This is a genomic window from Solibacillus silvestris (assembly GCF_051967575.1).
GTDB lineage: Bacteria > Bacillota > Bacilli > Bacillales_A > Planococcaceae > Solibacillus > Solibacillus silvestris_B.
The window spans coordinates 1-16,735 of the sequence record NZ_JBQCJW010000008.1; the positions used below are offsets into that span (position 1 = coordinate 1).

The window sequence follows — 16,735 nt, forward strand, 5'->3', positions numbered from 1 at the left end:
AAAAGCTGAAATCTATTGTTTGCTTCATTTAAGAAGCTTGTTTCATTAACGTTGCTTGTTCAGTTTTCAAGGTTCATGTTGTTTCGTTTATCGCGTCATCTCTTGGCGACTCACTTATAGTAACACCCCCTTGTTATATCCGTCAACACTTTTTCATAAGTTTTTTATAGAATCATGTTTAAATCTATTAGAAAGTGGGTATTAATGCATGTTCAAAACGTTGGTATCACTAATTTTATGCTTATTTTTGGTATTCATTTTTTTTGATGAAAAAAGTATTGTTTCACCTGTATTTCAACTAACCGAAACTCCAGCGATCATTACAAAAGGACAATTCGGAAAAAGCTTAATCGTCGAGCTTAGCTATTCACATGAAGGTTTTAGTGATTGGATTACAAATCTCCGTGAACCATATCCACTTTTTTTGGCTGACAGTGATTGGCTATTGCGCAGTCCGGATTTAGTAAAATTATTAATAGAAAAAAATGTACGGGTCGGATTGCTTGGTTCGCCGAGTGATCAGTATGAAGATGAAGGTCTTTTAAAAAAGCAGCTTGCTATTTATGAGAAAACATTTTACAAAAAGCCGCTTTGGTTTGCGACAGCCGATTATAAAATGGACGCATCCATGCAAAGTAATTTACACCAGCTCGGCATTAACTTAATCGCTCCTACACATTCCTACCCTATGGAAGAAAAGAAAATTTCCGAAGGCGCGTTTGTAAGTATTCCTCTGCACCGGAATGAGGCGATTTCCTTCGAAGACATTAATCAATTTATAAGCGAGCATAGTTTTGTTTCTATTGAGCAAAATATATTCGGCTATGAAATTTCGACGAAGCGTTTCCCTTAAAAGATGCGAATCTACTATTTGAAATAGAAAACAAAGGGCGCCCGCAAAAGTTTTAACTTTTGTGATCGCCCTTTGTTCTTCATGCCTTCGCTGTTTTTGCCGCTTCTTTTCTTGCTTTGCGACGCTCTTCCAATTTTTTTCGATCTGCTTCGGATTGTGCATTGTATTTTGGCAACATCAAAATTTGGTATGCATTGACCGCCACTAATGGGAATAATAATAGTGCTACATATATATCGATATTATCCTGGCGCCCCATTAAAGCGATAAGCCATTCCAATGAAGTGACGACAATCATAAAGAATAGCGTCGAAATTAAAACATGCGGCTTTTGCGTCATTTTTATTTTCTTTATCGCCGTCAATATCGCAGCACCGACTAGCACGGCCAGCAAGAAACCATACATCAGCCAATCCCCTGCTGTATCGGCGTCTGGTGCAAATCGGAAAATGACAATATCCACAAGAACAATAATAATCAATAAAACTTGTATCCAATTCCAAAGTGTCAATGTTCTAAATATATTTACACCAACTTGATGTAACGTTAAATATGCGAAAAATCCGGCTTGGGCCATGACGCTCATTGTCATCCCTAGTACGATATTCCAAATAACCGCTGCTAAAAACTCTGAAATCTCTCCGTTCGTTAAGTATGGCTGGTAAAAGTCCCAACGAATAATTAACGAGGCAACTGCATTAACTAAACCGCCAATTAATAATGCCCAAAAAGCAAATTTAACCCAGTTTCGTATCGTCACGAACATATTCCTCCATTTTTTAATATACTTGTATATTTTATCAACTTGGTTTGGAAAAAGCGACCTCTACCCAAAGTTGTTACATATATTTTGTAAAATTGTGAACAATAAATGAAAGTGCTCAAGTGAAGAAAGGACTGAAGAAAAAGTGAAACGTTTATTAATCCTTGCCTTTTCAATCATTCTAATTGCTGGTTGTAATGACTCTAAATCAACGACACTTTCCTATGATGAAGTAAAGAAAATCATGGTTGATGCTATACAAACAGAAGACGGAAAAAAGGCAATCCGACAATTGTTTGAAGATAAGAGCTTTCGGGAGTTACTTATTTTAGATACAGAAGAAGTCAAAAAAGCTACCGAGGAAACGATGCTTTCCAAAGAAGCGATGGACTTTTGGGTCAAAACATTCGAAGATCCCAAATTCAAGGAAACATTCGCGAAAAGCATGCAGGATCAACAAAAGGATTTGATGAAAAGCTTATTGAACGATGCCTCGTATCAAGAAGATTTAATATCGTTTTTTGGTCAGCCTGATATGCAAAAACAGCTTGAGTCCATTTTAAAAGGGGCAACAATGCGGAAAGAACTTGAAAAGGTTGTAATGGAAACGATCGAAAACCCGCTTTTGCAGTCAAAATGGCAGGAGCTTATTAAAAAGAGTGGTGAAGCTTCGTCTGAAAGCCAGTCCGGTTCCGGATCTGAATCTGGTTCCAAGAAGGAAAGCGGCGGCGGTGGACAAGACGGCGGTGGCTCACAATAAAACAACCAGTCGCCATATTTTTGGCAACTGGTTGAAAGTATATATGCTTATTTATTTAACGCCGAAATAATTTCCTCTGCGATTTGCAAGTAAATTTGACCTGTTGGATGATTCTCTGCGTAAATAGATGGTGCGAAGTCTTCGTCTGTCCAATCTGGCTGGCCTAATGGAATTTGACCGAGTAATTTTGTGCGTAATTCCTCAGCCAGTTTTGGACCGCCGCCTTGGCCGAATACAAATTCTTTTTCGCCGGTTTTGCTTTCATACCAAGCCATGTTTTCGATAACGCCTAAAATGTCATGATTTGTTTGCAGCGCCATCGCACCTGCGCGAGCTGCTACGAATGCCGCTGTCGGGTGTGGTGTTGTGACAACAATTTCCTTTGAAGACGGCAGCATTTGATGTATATCAAGCGCAACGTCTCCTGTGCCTGGCGGTAAATCCAATAGTAGGTAATCTAAATCGCCCCACTCTACATCGCGGAAAAACTGATCCAGAACTTTGCCAAGCATTGGCCCACGCCATACGATCGGCGCATTGTTTTCCACGAAGAAGCCCATTGAAATGACTTTTACGCCGAGACGCTCTACCGGATAAATACGGTCCTCTTTTACGACCGGCATTTCGGTTACTCCCATCATGTCCGGTACAGAGAAGCCATAAATATCAGCATCGATCAACCCTACTTTTTTGCCTAGACGGGCTAATGCAACTGCCATATTCACGGATACCGTCGATTTACCGACCCCGCCTTTACCAGAAGCGATCGAGATAAATTGCACGCTTGATAACGGCGATAAAATATCTTGCGCTTCTGATTCTGTTGCTTGTCCACGGAAAGACTGCAAAACTTCTTGCGGCAATTCTTCAAATCGAATCCCCACCGAAGCTGCGCCATTTTCCTTCAGTACTTCCACAATTTTCATTTGAAGCGCCATTTGTTCTGGCGTGTTTATTTTTGCAATGGCAATACGAACACTGACATGCTCTTTTTCTGCTTTAATCGAAACGTTTGTTACACCTTTTGTTTCTGCCAATGATTTATGTAAAAACGGATCTTGTAATTCGCCTAATAGTTCTCGAACTTGTTGCTCATTTAACACATCAAACACTCCCCTGAATGAAATATCCATTGTTAGTATATCATAATCGTTTCGTATTGCTATTACATGTGCCTAGTCAAATTTCACGTGAATATAATTTTCAATGCCTCGCGCAATCGCAAATGCCATTTTCTCCTGATAGCTTTCGGAAGCGAGTAGTTTCCGTTCTTCTTCATTACTGATAAAGCCCGTTTCCACTAAAACTGCCGGTGCTTCCACCTTTTTCAGCAAATAGACATTTTTGATCGATAATGCTTCGCGATCTGTGTTTTCCATCGTATCCCGAATCGAGTTTTGGATTGCATGTGCAAGCGCTTCACTGTTCGGGTGCCCATCGTGATGATAAAATATTTGCGCACCTCTCCATTTACTGTTCGGAATCGCATTTGCATGAATCGTAATAAATAGATCCGGCTTATGTGTTTCCACTAATGCCTCGCGCAAAAAGATGTCCTGCTTTTTACGCTCACGGTTTGTCGGAAACTTCTCGCTCGGCGCATGTTCACTCAATACATCGCCATCTGTTGAACGCGTTAAAATGACTTCCGCACCTAAGCGTGTTAGTTGACGCTCTACCTTTTTTGTAATCGCTAGTGTAATCTCTTTTTCAATTACATTTCCATTTGAAGCACCACCATCAAGCCCTCCATGACCAGCATCCAATACAATTTTCAACCCGCCTAATGGCTCTGGCAAAAAAAATCGCCGGTCGGAAGCATTCGTTTCATATACAACAACGAGCATCGAACAAAAAATAACGAATATAAGTGCAAGCCAACGCCTCAAAAAAACACCGCCCTTTTTGCCTACTATACGCAAAAGGGCGGTCGTTTATTCACTCGATCAATCAGGCCATGAGCTGGCGCTGCAATGTTGCATAAAATCCTTGCGCGTTCATTAGTGAATGATGATTGCCTTGTTCCAATATTCGTCCATCTTTAATTACGAGAATTTGATCTGCCTTTTCAATTGTTTTCAAACGATGTGCAATAACAAAGCTTGTACGGCCCTTCATCAAATTATTCAAGCCTTTTTGAATATGGACTTCCGTCATCGTATCTACACTCGATGTCGCTTCATCCAATATCAGAATATCGGGATCTTCCAAAATCGCCCGGGCTATGGCGATAAGCTGACGCTGCCCTTGACTTAAATTCAGACCTCCGCTTGATAGCACCGTATCGTACTGCTCCGGCAAATACTTGATGAAATTGTGGGCATATGCGATTTTCGCCGCTTGCTCAATTTCCTCGTCCGTGGCATTCAGCTTACCGAAACGGATATTTTCCCGTACCGTCCCGGAAAATAAGTACGTATCCTGCAGTACGACACCGACATGATCCCGCACATTAGCCATTTTATAATGTTCGATCGGCTCTCCATCCAATAAAATACGGCCCCCTGTTGCATCGTAAAATCGCGTTAATAGCTGAATGATCGTCGTCTTCCCTGAACCGGTCGGACCAACAATGGCAATTGTTTCCCCAGCTTTTGCTTTAAAATCAATTCCATGCAGCACAGGCTTTCCGGCTTCATAGGCGAATTCCACATTGTCAAACGCTACATCCCCGTTAAATCGATTTTTCGTTTTGGCATTTTCGATATCCGCCGCTTCTGTCGCTTCATCCAATACTTCAAATACACGCTCGGACCCTGCAATAGCGGATTGGAATGTGTTCAGCAAGTTTGAAAGCTGGTTGATCGGTCGGAAAAATTGGCGCGTATACGTAACAAATGATGCAATGACTCCAATCGTTAGACCGCTCGTCACAGCCATTACCGCGCCTGCACCGATGACCAAACTTAAACCTAGATTGTTCATGAAGTTATTGATCGGCCCCATGAAGCCGGAAATAATATCCGCCCGCATCGCGGAACCACGCAATCTTTCATTTGCTTCTTTGAATTCCGCCACTGTCGAGCTTTCTTTCCCGAAAAGCGTAATAATATCCGCATTCGAGATCGTTTCCTCAATATAGCCGTTTAAGTTTCCTAGATCACGTTGGCGCGCTTTATAGTTCACACTGCTTCGTTTAATAATCTGTTTCGTCACAAATACAATGAGCGGAATAATAATAAGTGTGACAAGCGCCAAGCGCCAGTCCAGATAAAACAGGGCAAATGCCGTACCGACAATTGTCAAAAAGCTTGAGACGATTTGAATGACACTTTGCGATAATGCCGCATTCAGATTTTCGATATCATTCGTCATACGGCTCATTAAGTCGCCCTGTTGCTTTTTATCAAAAAATGCTAACGGCAATGATTGGTATTGTTCAAATAATTGCTGGCGCAAACGGCGGATCGTCTTTTGAGAAACACGAATCATGACAAATGTTTGAAACCATGTAAGCAATGAAGATGCGACATATACACCAGCTAAAATAAGCGCCATGCGAATGGCTCCCGTTACATCAAGCTTCACAATATAATCATCAATCGTTTTCCCGATCAAAAAAGGACCAACTAAACTTAAAAGCGTACTAATAACAACAAAAATCACAACACTGACAAGCTCAAGCTTTTGAATGCGCAAATACCCCCATATACGGAGCAATGTTTCCTTTTGATTTTTAGGCTTCACAACAGGACCATTAAATCGCCCTCCAGGATGCCTCATTGGAATGGGTGGCTCCCCTTGTTGTCTACTCACTTAAGGTCACCCCTTTTTCCGCTTGTGTTTTCGACATTTCTTCATATAGCTCACTCGTTTTTAATAATTGCTCATGTGTCCCTTTGGCAACAATCTCCCCATCATCCATTACGAAAATTTGATCTGCATGACGAATGGAGGAAATTTTGGATGAAACGATAAATTTCGTAGCATCACTGAATTGATCTTCAATCGCTCGCTGAATCATCTTTTCGGAAATGCTATCAACCGCGCTTGTCACATCATCCAAAACCAAAATACTCGGCTTTCGGATAAATGCACGCGCCATTGCAAGACGCTGTTTTTGCCCGCCAGACAAATTCGTGGCTCCTTGTGTCAGCTCATGCTCTGTCCCTGTTTCAAGCTTATCGACGAACTCTTTCGCATTTGCCGCCTGCAATGCTCCGGAAATTTGCTGCTCTGTCGCATCGGCACGTCCATAGCGGAGATTCTCGGCAATTGTTTTAGAGAATAATGTCGCCTTTTGAGGTACAAAGCCAATCGACTGGCGCAAATGTTCAAGCCCGTATTGCCTAATCGGCATGCCATCAATTTTTATTGCTCCGTTGTCGACATCAAACAGCCTCGGGATCATTTTCACTAAAGTGGACTTCCCGCTGCCCGTCATCCCTATAATGCCGACAGTTTCCCCGGCATTTACATGGAAGCTTATATTTTTAAGCACCGATTCAGTCCCTTTTAAATAGGAGAAGCTGACATTTTCAAACGTAACACTTCCCTGAATTGCTTTTTCTTCTGGGTTTGAGGGATCATCAAGCTCTGTTTTTTCCTCCAGGACTTCCACGATACGCCCTGCACTCGGTATCGCCCGTGCAAGTTGGACAAGTACCATCGATGAACTCATCAACCCTTGCATTACCATCATTAAATAATTGATGAATGCCAAAATGACTCCAACTTGCAATGTATTGTCATCAACTTTTATCGCACCCATCCACAATGCTGCAACAATCCCCATATTCACGACAAACATCGTCAATGGCGCGAGCACACCGATAATTTGGTCTGCTGTCATCGAACGCTTCATCAATTGTGTATTCGTGTCGGTAAACTGTTCGATTTGATGATTTTTTCGATTATATGCTTTAATGACGCGAATGCCAGCCAAGTTTTCCTGTACTTTCGTGTTTACATCATCGACAACCTTTTGGACTTTATGAAAAAGCTTCCCTGAAAGTGCCGTGAAATAATACATGCAAAACGCTAAAATCGGCACAACAACCAATAAAATCGGGAATAACTCCCCTGCTGTAATAAATACTATTACGACTGCTCCGATAAACATCATCGGTCCGCGCACAAAAACCTTCAGCAGCATTGTCAATGCCCGCTGAAGCATTTCAATATCACTCGTTAAATTCGTCACGAGTTTTCCAAGCGTAAATTTGTCTTTACTACTATTCGAAAAATACGTAATCGTTTCATATAAGTCTTGGCGAAGATCTGTCGAAAAGTTTACCGCTGTGCGCGATGCATAAATTGAACAGCCTATGCCCCCGATCAAGCCGATAAGTGACGTGCCGATCATGAGACCGAACATTTTAAAAATATAGGATGTATCATTTTCCGCGATACCATCATCAATAATATGCTGTAAAATCGTCGGCTGTAACAGATCCATACTAACTTCTATGATCATCATGGCAGGGGCAATAATAGCAAATAGTATATATGGCTTTATATATTTGGATAATTTCCATACTGCTTGCATTAAACATATTCACTTCCTTATATAAATCAGCTATGTCTTGGCATAACTGCGTCCAATTTCCGCCGGGAACCCCCCATTTCTTTCAGTGGGCGTTTGTTTTTGCACACACTGAAAGAAGCTGAAAACTATCCTTCTTCCATTTCCTCCAATAGTTCATCTAGCTGGAACAACCTTACAAAATCATTCATTATCGCTTCTGTTGCTTTTAGCTCTCCTGCAATAACTGGATGAATCGACTGTAGCTCCTCTGATTCCAATTGCTGTTTCAATGTCAAACGTTTTGTTTCCAGCTGGCGGTAAAACTCGAGTGCGCGCCCGCGACGGAATGTTTGCGCACCTTTTGGACGGCGGCTTCCATAAGCTCCTTCTCCGCTACGTCTACCTCTACCCTCTGTTCTCATATTATTCACCTCACAACTCTGAATACAATTGTATACTAATGTATACACAATTTCTACCTTTATTTCAAATTTGTCAGAAAATTCAATAATCCATTCCCTCTTATGAAAATTTAGTATATAGTAAAAGAAATATGTATATTGTTCGAACTATTTGTATTTTTATGAAATAAGTGATAAGAGGTGGTTTACTATGAATCCAAAGCTGCAAGTAATTGTTGATTCGATTGATTTCTACCAATCTACATATCCAGAAGATGCATGCATATTAATATTTGATACGGAGAAAGTTGTCGGATATAAAAGAGGAAACAAAATCGATCTAAAAATTCAATTGGGCGAAAGTGTTGAAAAACATCTCAATACAACAAGCGTACGGGCCATGAAAAGCGGGAAGTTCCTGCGTGAGGAGCGCAGTGCGGAAGGATTTGGCTTCCCTTATATCGCCTCTTCTGTTCCTATATATGATAATGGCGAAGTTGTCGGTGTTGTGACAGGTGTTATTTCCAATTACCGTGTGAGCAATATGCGATTCGTTGCTGAAGAGCTTTCCGGGGCTGTACAGGAAATGTCGGCTACGACAGAGCAATTGGCCAATGCGAGCACCGATGTTTCCATGCGCCTCGAAGAACTTTCAAAATACGCCGAGCAAATGCACAACAATATTATGCAGATTAATTCCATTGTAGCAGCTGTAAAAGATATCGCCATGCATTCGAAAATTTTAGGATTAAATGCCTCCATCGAAGCCGCCCGCTCAGGCGAACATGGAAAGGGGTTTGCGGTTGTAGCAAACGAAATACAGAAAATGGCCCAAAATAGTACCGACAGTGCCGATAATATTGCAAAGCAACTTATCGATATTACGGATTCCATTGAGCATATTAATGCCTACACGAAACAAATTTCCTCATTTACAGAGGAATACACAACAAGCATGCACGAGATGAGCAACGGATATGGCAGCATTAACGAAATGGGACAAAGACTTTTGGAGCTGGGCGAAATCGAACATTAGCTTTTAGCGTTTGAAAAGGAAAGCCCTTTCCTTGCAAACGCTTTTTATAATGATAAACCTTTTGCACAGCAGAAAAGCCCGCTGCTGCAAATGACTTGATAATAATTTTTTCGCAAAACCCTTTCCCGGAAAGAATCTTTGGGAAAGGGTTTTATACGATTCAAATCAGTTGAAAGTGACCTAACGTCATCTTATATACTGTCAATAAATGATCCATTCCATGACGAACTTAAAAGGAGAATGCAGCTTTGAAAAAGGGCGATATTGTTATTTACGCACTCGTTGTTGTGGGAGCAGGTGTAGGTTTGCTTTTTGATCACGCGCTGCCCGGGGTGCTAATCGGCTTAGGTATTGGCTACGTATTTAAAACTATGTTATTTAAAGATGAGTAAGAAAGTAGGTTTTAGTATTGTTTCATATTAATGAGTTTAAAAAGCTAGGCGGTGTATCTGTTAGAACCTTAAGATATTACGACAAAATAGAACTGCTTAAACCTGTTTCAAAAACTGATGGAGGACATCGATTATACTCAAACAGCGAGTTGAAGAAGCTTCAGTTGATACAATTTTTAAAAACGATTGGATTTAAATTAGGCGAGATTAAAAACATGTTGGAATCCGACGAATGGGATTGGTCCAATAGTTTAACGAAACAGCTTTCCTACGTCTTAAGTGAAAAGGACCGGCTTTCAAAAATAGAAGCGAGTTTACGAGGGCTAATAAATGGTATAGCAATTGATGGGGAAGAATTCGAGATTAAAAGAATTATGGAGCTCTATAACAGAAATTCCAAAGAAACTTTAAATTATAAGCTCGATACATTAAATATTAAAAACATAAAGGTTCTGGGTAAACTGCCAAATATGTCCAGCAGCGATCCCGATTCTTTAGAGTGGATTGCTTTAGTAGGCCAATTGAAAAAATATATGCATCTTAATTATGATAATGCACGAATACAAAATATCATTAGAAGAATGGATATAAAAAAAGGTGAGGATTTTGAAGGAGAAGATACATTTTTAGATAAACTTTGGGATATTAGGAAATCGCCTGAGGATTCGAATAATTACAATCTCTACCCACTGGACCAAGATGTCCTTGAATTTATGGAAAAAGCTTATCTTTATTATCTCGATAATCAAATCTGATTTCTGAATACGATGATTCATATGGAGGGAAAGATGGGTATTAATATATTAATTTATTTGGGTGGCTTAGCTCTTTTAGATACGTTGAGCCCTACAATAATTGGTGTTACTTTATTTCTTGTTTTAAAAGATAATAAAAATCTAACAACAAGATTATTGGCATATCTCTTTACAGTGGCAATTTTGTATTTTTCATTAGGTTTAATAATGATGTCAGGCTTAAATTATATTATTGAGACATTTTCCGATATTTTTCAAAACAGAATATTCAGCTGGCTTATCTTCAGTATAGGGGCTATCTTATTTACTGCTAGCTTTTTTATTCCCGCAAATAAAAAAGGCAATATTCCAGAGCCTAAAACCCAGAGCTATCTTTCAATTGTATTTATTGGCATTACTACATTTATCATTGAAGCAGGTACAGCTCTACCGTATTTCACCGCTCTCGGTTTATTAACTACAATTGATATACCCCCGTATGAGCGGATTTCGATTATAGCGGGATATAATATTGTTATGATTTTGCCAGCTCTGCTCATTTTCTTAAGCTTTAAATTATTAAATAAGTGGATAAATCCTAATTTAGTTAATCTACGCAATAAAATATCGAGCAGTTCAAATTCGACTCTATCTTGGATGATGTGTATAGTTGGGATAATATTAATATTTTACACAGTCGATTATTTATAATGAATTTTGATGCAGCTCAACAAAAACTTTCTTATACAAAACCCTTTCCCGAAAAAAATTTTGGGAAAGGGTTTTGCAATTTCGCAAAATCATCATCATAAAATTCGACGTGTTGGGAATTAAAAAATTTCCGTGTATGAGCAACTCACCTAAATACTTTCATAGCAAGATAGTACGGACAAGGTATATACTCTCACACAGATATTGCACAATTATTGGATGCTGTCGATTTAATCTAGCAGCCATTATTACCCGAAAATTTGTATATTACTTGTGTATTACGTGTACTTATCCACAGGTTTTTATACAACTTTCCCATGAATTGAAATATGGAAAAAAACCCTGCAAACGCAATGGTTGCAGGGTTTTTTGTTGCATTGAGCAATTTGTAAAAATTAACGTTTTGAGAATTGAGGTGCACGACGAGCGCCGCGTAGACCTGGTTTTTTACGCTCTTTCATACGAGAATCACGAGTTAATAGACCTGCTGCTTTTAAAGCGCCACGGAAGTCTGGATCAACTTGTAATAATGCACGTGCGATACCGTGACGGATTGCTCCAGCTTGACCTGTGAATCCACCGCCGTTTACGTTAACGTGAACGTCATATGAACCTTTAGTTTCTGTAGCTACTAATGGTTGGTTGATAATTAAGTGTAAAGTTTCGTATGGTAGGTAATCCGCAACATCACGGTTGTTGATTACTACTTTACCTTCGCCTGGTACTAAACGTACGCGAGCAGTTGAGCTTTTACGGCGACCTGTGCCGATGTATTGTACTTGTGCCAAAGTTATTTCCTCCTATTATAGTTTATTGATTAACCACGTAACTCGTAAGCTTCTGGTTTTTGTGCAGCGTGTGGATGCTCAGAACCAGTGTAAACGTTCAATTTAGAGAACATTTGACGACCTAAAGAGTTCTTTGGAAGCATACCTTTAATTGCTAACTCAAGCATTTGAGTTGGGTATTTTTCCTTCATTTCGCCAGCTGTACGTTGTTTTAAACCACCAGCGAACTGAGTGTGACGGTAGTAAATTTTCTTTTGTAATTTGTTACCTGTTAACTCAATTTTATCAGCGTTGATGATGATCACATGATCTCCTGTATCAACGTTTGGTGTGAAAGTTGGTTTATGTTTACCGCGTAAGATAGCAGCTACTTCAGAAGCTAAACGACCTAATGTTTGGCCTTCTGCGTCAACTACTAACCATTTACGTTCTACTTCTTGACCTTTAGCCATGAAAGTTGTGCGCATGTTTGTATCCTCCTAATCGATATGAATTACCGTTATTTTTCATTATATACACTTTATAAGTTTCGGGGCTTATTTTTGTGGTGGTAATGAAAATACCATACATCATCATATACTGAATCGCATTTAAAGTCAAGATATTTAATTGAACACCTGGAGAGGTTGTTAACCCTTTTCAGAAGGCTATTTTCCTCGTAATTCCCCGAATAAAGAACAATATTTCAAAAATTTTTTACAAACTTTCATAAAAAACCTGTTCTAAATATAAACCGTGTGCAGGGGCGGTTTTGCCTGCTTGCGTACGATCCATAGATGCAATTATATGTGTTAGTGAAGCGGCTTCTCTTCTCCCTATGCCAACTTCCCATAACGTCCCCGCGATAATCCTGACCATATTGTATAAAAAGCCGTTTCCGCTTATTGTCATATGCAGCTCGTCACCATGCCAGCCAAGCTCCAGCGCATGTACAGTACGGACTTTATCGACGACACTCGTATTTGCCGCGCAAAAGCAGCTGAAGTCATGTGTCCCGACAATCGCTTTTGCCGCTTCACGCATCGCCTCGACATTTGGCTTTATACCGCCTGTCTCCACCGTATAATGGCGTCTAAACGGGCTTTGAATCATACTGCAGTCCCATATATACCGATAACATTTGCCCGACACATTGTAGCGCGCATGAAAATCATCGCTTGCTTGTTCCACCTGCAATACACGGATATCGCGTGGCAGCTGCACATTTAATGCTTTCATATATTTCTCAGGCGGGATCATTAAATCCGTGTCAAAATGGATAACTTGGCCTGTTGCGTGGACACGCGCATCTGTGCGTCCGCTTGCTGTGATTTTTACATGAAGCCCTTTATGCATTTTTGCCAATACTTTTTCTATTTCAAGCTGCACGGTACGCTCGCCTGGCTGTACTTGATAACCGGCGAAGGCCGTACCATCATAGCTGATCGTTGCTTTTAGTCTCGCCATGTCTTTACTCCTTTAACTGCGCAGCATCCATAATAATACTGCAAGAATTACAAGTACAACTAAACTAATCGTATCTTTTGCATCCCATTTGAGCCGGCGATATTTCGTTCGCCCCTCGCCTCCGCGGTAGCCGCGCACTTCCATCGCAGTCGCTAAATCTTCCGCACGCTTAAATGCACTGACAAAGAGCGGAACCAATAATGGGACTACCGCCTTTAGACGATCTTTAATCGGGCCGGCGCTTAAATCCGAACCGCGTGCCATTTGCGCTTTCATGATCTTATCCGTTTCATCCATTAATGTCGGGATGAAGCGCAAGGAAATGGACATCATCAATGCAAGCTCATGCACAGGCAATTTCAGCTTCTTGAATGGGTCTAAAAGCACTTCCAGCCCGTCTGTAATTGAAATTGGCGACGTCGTTAATGTTAGGATGGATGTCATAAACACAAGCATTAAAAAGCGCATTGAAATAAACACACCTTGACGCAAGCCTTCCTCATATATTTTCATGAAGCCAAGATCAGCTAATACAGCCCCTTCTTTTGTCATGAACAGATGCAAAAGCAGTGTAAAGAGCATTAAGAAAATGACAGGCTTTAATCCATTGATCAAAAAATAAAGACGGATTCTTGACAGCAAAATGACGATCAATGTAAATGCCAGTAATATTCCGTACGTTACAGTGTTGTTGGCAAAAAAAACGACAATAATAAATGCGAATACAAAGAGCAGTTTTGAGCGCGGGTCAAGCTTATGGACAAATGAATTGCCAGGAATATATCGTCCGAAAATCATTTTTTCCATCATTGTCCATCACGCCCCTTTTGAATCGCCTGTCCGATTTCCGCTGCGAGCTCCTCTTCTGTCAAGCAAACTTTCGATAAGGCTTTCCCCATCATTTTCTCGAATTGACGTTGGAAGCGAACAACGCGCGGCGGTTCCAGACGAAACTTGGCAAGCATTGCAGCATCGCTAAAAATATCGTGCGGCTCACCTGTTGAAACACAGCGGCCTTCATGCATAATGGCAACCGAATCCGCATAGCGCGCTGCATCTTCCATACTATGTGTAACAAGAATCGTCGTTAAACCGCGCTCTTTATGTAGCTTATAAAATAAGTCCATAATTTCCTTTTGACCACGTGGATCAAGACCCGCTGTTGGCTCATCCAAAACGATTACTTCAGGGTCCATTGCCAAAACGCCTGCAATGGCCACACGACGCATTTGCCCGCCTGATAAATCAAATGGGGACTTTTCGAGTATGTCCTCAGGCAATCCTACTAGCGAGATCAATTCACGTGCACGCTTCTCCGCCTCTTCCTCGGACACCCCAAAATTCATCGGGCCGAACATAATATCCTTTAATACAGTCTCCTCAAATAATTGGTGTTCCGGGAATTGAAATACAATCCCAACCTTTTGGCGTATGGATTTTAAATCTTTCGCCTTTTTCCCTGCCTCAATCAATCGGTCTCCAATTTTCACCGTACCGCTCGATGGCTTTAATAACCCGTTGAAATGTAGGAGAATTGTCGACTTTCCAGAGCCTGTATGTCCGATGATCGCTTGATATGTCCCGCTTTTTATCGTTAAATCGACTTCATGGAGGGCACTTTTTTCAAATGGTGTGCCTTTTGAATAGGCATAGCTTACTTGTTGAAGTTGGATGTCCATAAATCATTCACCAGCTCTTCTTCTGTCATATGTTGTCCTACAAGCTGAACTCCTTCAGCTTGCAGCAGCTTTGTCATTTTCATTGCAAACGGCATATCGAGACCAAACTGCACAAGTTCATCTCCTAATGCGAAAATTTCTGAAGGGATTCCTTCCGCATATTTTTTGCCGTCATTCATAAAAATAATGCGGTCCGCCAATAGCGCCTCTTCTAAATCATGGGTAATCGCCAAAACGGTTAAGCCAATTTCTTTTCGCAGCACTTCGACGATCGTCAACACTTCTTCCCGGCCTTGTGGATCGAGCATCGAAGTCGCTTCATCCAATATTAAAATCTGAGGATGCATCGCCAATGCCCCGGCAATCGCCACACGCTGCTTTTGCCCGCCTGATAAATGATGGGGCTCATGGTTGATAAAGTCTTCCATCTTCACTTGCCGTAGTGCATTGTGTACACGTTCTACCATCTCTTCATGAGGAACACCGTTGTTTTCCAGCGAAAACGCAACATCATCCTGCACAGTGGCGCCGACAAACTGATTGTCCGGATTTTGAAACACGATACCAATTTGCGAGCGGATTTCCCATAAGTTTTCTTCCGTAAGTATATCACGTTTAATACGGACTTCCCCTTGCTGCGGCAATAATAGCCCGCTCATCAATTTTGCCATTGTCGATTTGCCGGAGCCATTATGGCCGACAATCGCAATCCATTCGCCTTTACTAATCGCAAATGATACATCCTCAACTGCATTGCGGGCATTTGCGTCATCTGGTGTATATGAAAATGTTACATGATTAAATGATAAAATTTCACTCATGTTCAGCTTTCTCCTCTCTGCCATGGCACTGTATTCCACATTTATATGAAACAACCTGAATTTCCTGGGAAATGATACATATATAAAAATAAAGCACGTTCTCAAACAAGTTTTGCGCGAACGGCCACCTATTTAAACGTACTTTATGTTTGCATATGTATTGGGAATTTAGGTGCTCAACCCTTCATTCCGTAAATAAAAAAGCGCGCACCTCATTCAGAGAAATGCGCTTGTCGTTACATTTACAAAATTTACGGGTGCTCAAGCCCGGAAATTCGTTGAATGAGGTGCGGAGAGCTAAACGAGACGCCAGTAGTAGACTACCCCGCTCATCATAACGCTCAGCTTAATTATTGTCGTATAAATCATTGTTGTTACGTTATAAAAAAGAGGAGTGCGGGTTCAACCGGTGAACCGGACACCCCTCTTCATCCACCTGTAGGTTGTTAAGAATTAAACTAATTCAATAACTACTACTGGTGCGCCGTCTCCACGACGAGGACCTACTTTAAGAATGCGAGTGTAACCACCTTGACGCTCCGCATAACGAGGTGCGATGTCATCAAATAATTTTTGAAGTGCGAAAACAGTTTTTTCTTCTTCGCCTTCTCCAACTGTTACTAGCTCACGACGGATGAATGCTGCCGCTTGACGACGAGCGTGTAAATCACCGCGTTTACCTAAAGTAATCATTTTCTCAACAGCTTTACGAGTTTCTTTAGCGCGCGCTTCAGTCGTTTCGATGCGCTCGTTGATGATTAAATCAGTAGCTAAGTCGCGTAATAATGCTTTACGTTGAGAACTTGTACGACCAAGTTTTCTGTAACCCATGGACGTTTCCCTCCTTTTAAATATATCTGATCTAGCTTAATTTTATAATTTTT

Annotated in this window: 19 protein-coding genes; 6 read left to right on the forward strand and 13 right to left on the reverse strand. The window is 40.9% G+C overall.

Annotated elements, in window-relative coordinates; all coding sequences use genetic code 11:
• The first annotated feature begins 208 nt into the window (after nucleotides 1-208).
• Nucleotides 209-853, forward strand: a complete 645-nt coding sequence (locus ACTHOQ_RS07005) for a hypothetical protein (protein WP_440495082.1) — start codon at nucleotides 209-211, stop codon at nucleotides 851-853.
• 79 nt (nucleotides 854-932) lie between these two features.
• Here the strand turns inward: ACTHOQ_RS07005 and ACTHOQ_RS07010 are convergent, their stop codons facing one another.
• On the reverse strand, nucleotides 933-1,613 hold the full coding sequence (locus tag ACTHOQ_RS07010; protein WP_440495084.1) for a KinB-signaling pathway activation protein: 681 nt from the start codon (nucleotides 1,611-1,613) through the stop codon (nucleotides 933-935).
• A gap of 148 nt (nucleotides 1,614-1,761) precedes the next feature.
• Here ACTHOQ_RS07010 and gerD point away from each other — a divergent pair, with 148 nt between their 5' ends.
• Nucleotides 1,762-2,376 (forward strand): spore germination lipoprotein GerD, encoded by a 615-nt coding sequence (gerD, locus tag ACTHOQ_RS07015; RefSeq protein WP_440495086.1) that lies wholly within the window; start codon nucleotides 1,762-1,764, stop codon nucleotides 2,374-2,376.
• 47 nt (nucleotides 2,377-2,423) lie between these two features.
• Here the strand turns inward: gerD and salA are convergent, their stop codons facing one another.
• From salA to ACTHOQ_RS07040, 5 genes are all read right to left on the reverse strand, one after another.
• Entirely contained in the window at nucleotides 2,424-3,479 is a 1,056-nt protein-coding gene (gene salA / locus ACTHOQ_RS07020; protein ID WP_440495088.1) for an iron-sulfur carrier protein/transcriptional regulator SalA, read from the reverse strand.
• Nucleotides 3,480-3,551: 72 nt separating this feature from the next.
• Entirely contained in the window at nucleotides 3,552-4,265 is a 714-nt protein-coding gene (locus ACTHOQ_RS07025; RefSeq protein WP_440495090.1) for an N-acetylmuramoyl-L-alanine amidase, read from the reverse strand.
• 61 nt (nucleotides 4,266-4,326) lie between these two features.
• Complete coding sequence (locus tag ACTHOQ_RS07030) at nucleotides 4,327-6,132, reverse strand: ABC transporter ATP-binding protein (protein WP_440495093.1); 1,806 nt, start codon at nucleotides 6,130-6,132, stop codon at nucleotides 4,327-4,329.
• Nucleotides 6,125-7,864, reverse strand: coding sequence for an ABC transporter ATP-binding protein (locus ACTHOQ_RS07035; RefSeq protein ID WP_440495095.1), 1,740 nt, complete (start codon nucleotides 7,862-7,864; stop codon nucleotides 6,125-6,127). Before ACTHOQ_RS07035 ends, ACTHOQ_RS07030 begins: the two co-directional genes overlap by 8 nt.
• 125 nt (nucleotides 7,865-7,989) lie before the next feature.
• Nucleotides 7,990-8,265, reverse strand: coding sequence for a 2-keto-3-deoxygluconate kinase (locus ACTHOQ_RS07040; RefSeq protein ID WP_440495097.1), 276 nt, complete (start codon nucleotides 8,263-8,265; stop codon nucleotides 7,990-7,992).
• Between the two features lie 190 nt (nucleotides 8,266-8,455).
• On the opposite strand from ACTHOQ_RS07040, the gene ACTHOQ_RS07045 reads away from it, so the two are divergent.
• The 4 genes from ACTHOQ_RS07045 to ACTHOQ_RS07060 all read left to right on the forward strand — a co-directional run bounded on the left by ACTHOQ_RS07045 (nucleotide 8,456) and on the right by ACTHOQ_RS07060 (nucleotide 11,117).
• Nucleotides 8,456-9,280, forward strand: a complete 825-nt coding sequence (locus tag ACTHOQ_RS07045) for a methyl-accepting chemotaxis protein (RefSeq protein WP_440495099.1) — start codon at nucleotides 8,456-8,458, stop codon at nucleotides 9,278-9,280.
• Nucleotides 9,281-9,528: 248 nt separating this feature from the next.
• Nucleotides 9,529-9,672 (forward strand): hypothetical protein, encoded by a 144-nt coding sequence (locus tag ACTHOQ_RS07050; protein ID WP_440495101.1) that lies wholly within the window; start codon nucleotides 9,529-9,531, stop codon nucleotides 9,670-9,672.
• Nucleotides 9,673-9,689: 17 nt separating this feature from the next.
• Nucleotides 9,690-10,427, forward strand: a complete 738-nt coding sequence (locus tag ACTHOQ_RS07055; RefSeq protein ID WP_440495103.1) for a MerR family transcriptional regulator — start codon at nucleotides 9,690-9,692, stop codon at nucleotides 10,425-10,427.
• A 33-nt stretch (nucleotides 10,428-10,460) separates the two neighbouring features.
• Nucleotides 10,461-11,117 (forward strand): GAP family protein, encoded by a 657-nt coding sequence (locus tag ACTHOQ_RS07060; RefSeq protein ID WP_440495105.1) that lies wholly within the window; start codon nucleotides 10,461-10,463, stop codon nucleotides 11,115-11,117.
• Nucleotides 11,118-11,512: 395 nt separating this feature from the next.
• Here ACTHOQ_RS07060 and rpsI read toward each other — a convergent pair whose 3' ends face one another.
• From rpsI to rplQ, 7 genes are all read right to left on the reverse strand, one after another.
• Nucleotides 11,513-11,905 carry a 30S ribosomal protein S9 gene (gene rpsI / locus ACTHOQ_RS07065; protein WP_440495107.1) on the reverse strand — a complete coding sequence of 131 codons (393 nt, stop codon included), beginning with the start codon at nucleotides 11,903-11,905 and terminating at the stop codon, nucleotides 11,513-11,515.
• A gap of 29 nt (nucleotides 11,906-11,934) precedes the next feature.
• Nucleotides 11,935-12,372, reverse strand: a complete 438-nt coding sequence (gene rplM / locus ACTHOQ_RS07070) for a 50S ribosomal protein L13 (protein ID WP_440495109.1) — start codon at nucleotides 12,370-12,372, stop codon at nucleotides 11,935-11,937.
• Nucleotides 12,373-12,601: 229 nt separating this feature from the next.
• Complete coding sequence (gene truA, locus ACTHOQ_RS07075) at nucleotides 12,602-13,351, reverse strand: tRNA pseudouridine(38-40) synthase TruA (RefSeq protein WP_440495111.1); 750 nt, start codon at nucleotides 13,349-13,351, stop codon at nucleotides 12,602-12,604.
• A 12-nt stretch (nucleotides 13,352-13,363) separates the two neighbouring features.
• Nucleotides 13,364-14,161 (reverse strand): energy-coupling factor transporter transmembrane component T family protein, encoded by a 798-nt coding sequence (locus ACTHOQ_RS07080; protein ID WP_440495113.1) that lies wholly within the window; start codon nucleotides 14,159-14,161, stop codon nucleotides 13,364-13,366.
• On the reverse strand, nucleotides 14,158-15,030 hold the full coding sequence (locus ACTHOQ_RS07085; protein WP_440495115.1) for an energy-coupling factor ABC transporter ATP-binding protein: 873 nt from the start codon (nucleotides 15,028-15,030) through the stop codon (nucleotides 14,158-14,160). The genes ACTHOQ_RS07080 and ACTHOQ_RS07085 overlap by 4 nt, the downstream gene beginning before the upstream one ends.
• Nucleotides 15,006-15,851, reverse strand: a complete 846-nt coding sequence (locus ACTHOQ_RS07090) for an energy-coupling factor ABC transporter ATP-binding protein (RefSeq protein ID WP_440495117.1) — start codon at nucleotides 15,849-15,851, stop codon at nucleotides 15,006-15,008. The genes ACTHOQ_RS07085 and ACTHOQ_RS07090 overlap by 25 nt, the downstream gene beginning before the upstream one ends.
• Before the next feature lie 453 nt (nucleotides 15,852-16,304).
• Nucleotides 16,305-16,682 (reverse strand): 50S ribosomal protein L17, encoded by a 378-nt coding sequence (rplQ, locus tag ACTHOQ_RS07095; protein WP_008406715.1) that lies wholly within the window; start codon nucleotides 16,680-16,682, stop codon nucleotides 16,305-16,307.
• Nucleotides 16,683-16,735: the final 53 nt, after the last annotated feature.

Excerpts from the sequence above, each read along its gene's own strand:
- ACTHOQ_RS07005 (WP_440495082.1), top strand. The coding sequence starts at position 209 with ATGTTCAAAACGTTGGTATCACTAATTTTATGCTTATTTTTGGTATTC.
- ACTHOQ_RS07035 (WP_440495095.1), bottom strand. The coding sequence starts at position 7,864 with ATGCAAGCAGTATGGAAATTATCCAAATATATAAAGCCATATATACTA.
- ACTHOQ_RS07040 (WP_440495097.1), bottom strand. The coding sequence starts at position 8,265 with ATGAGAACAGAGGGTAGAGGTAGACGTAGCGGAGAAGGAGCTTATGGA.
- ACTHOQ_RS07045 (WP_440495099.1), top strand. The coding sequence starts at position 8,456 with ATGAATCCAAAGCTGCAAGTAATTGTTGATTCGATTGATTTCTACCAA.
- ACTHOQ_RS07060 (WP_440495105.1), top strand. The coding sequence starts at position 10,461 with ATGGGTATTAATATATTAATTTATTTGGGTGGCTTAGCTCTTTTAGAT.
- rplM (WP_440495109.1), bottom strand. The coding sequence starts at position 12,372 with ATGCGCACAACTTTCATGGCTAAAGGTCAAGAAGTAGAACGTAAATGG.
- truA (WP_440495111.1), bottom strand. The coding sequence starts at position 13,351 with ATGGCGAGACTAAAAGCAACGATCAGCTATGATGGTACGGCCTTCGCC.
- ACTHOQ_RS07080 (WP_440495113.1), bottom strand. The coding sequence starts at position 14,161 with ATGATGGAAAAAATGATTTTCGGACGATATATTCCTGGCAATTCATTT.
- ACTHOQ_RS07085 (WP_440495115.1), bottom strand. The coding sequence starts at position 15,030 with ATGGACATCCAACTTCAACAAGTAAGCTATGCCTATTCAAAAGGCACA.
- ACTHOQ_RS07090 (WP_440495117.1), bottom strand. The coding sequence starts at position 15,851 with ATGAGTGAAATTTTATCATTTAATCATGTAACATTTTCATATACACCA.
- rplQ (WP_008406715.1), bottom strand. The coding sequence starts at position 16,682 with ATGGGTTACAGAAAACTTGGTCGTACAAGTTCTCAACGTAAAGCATTA.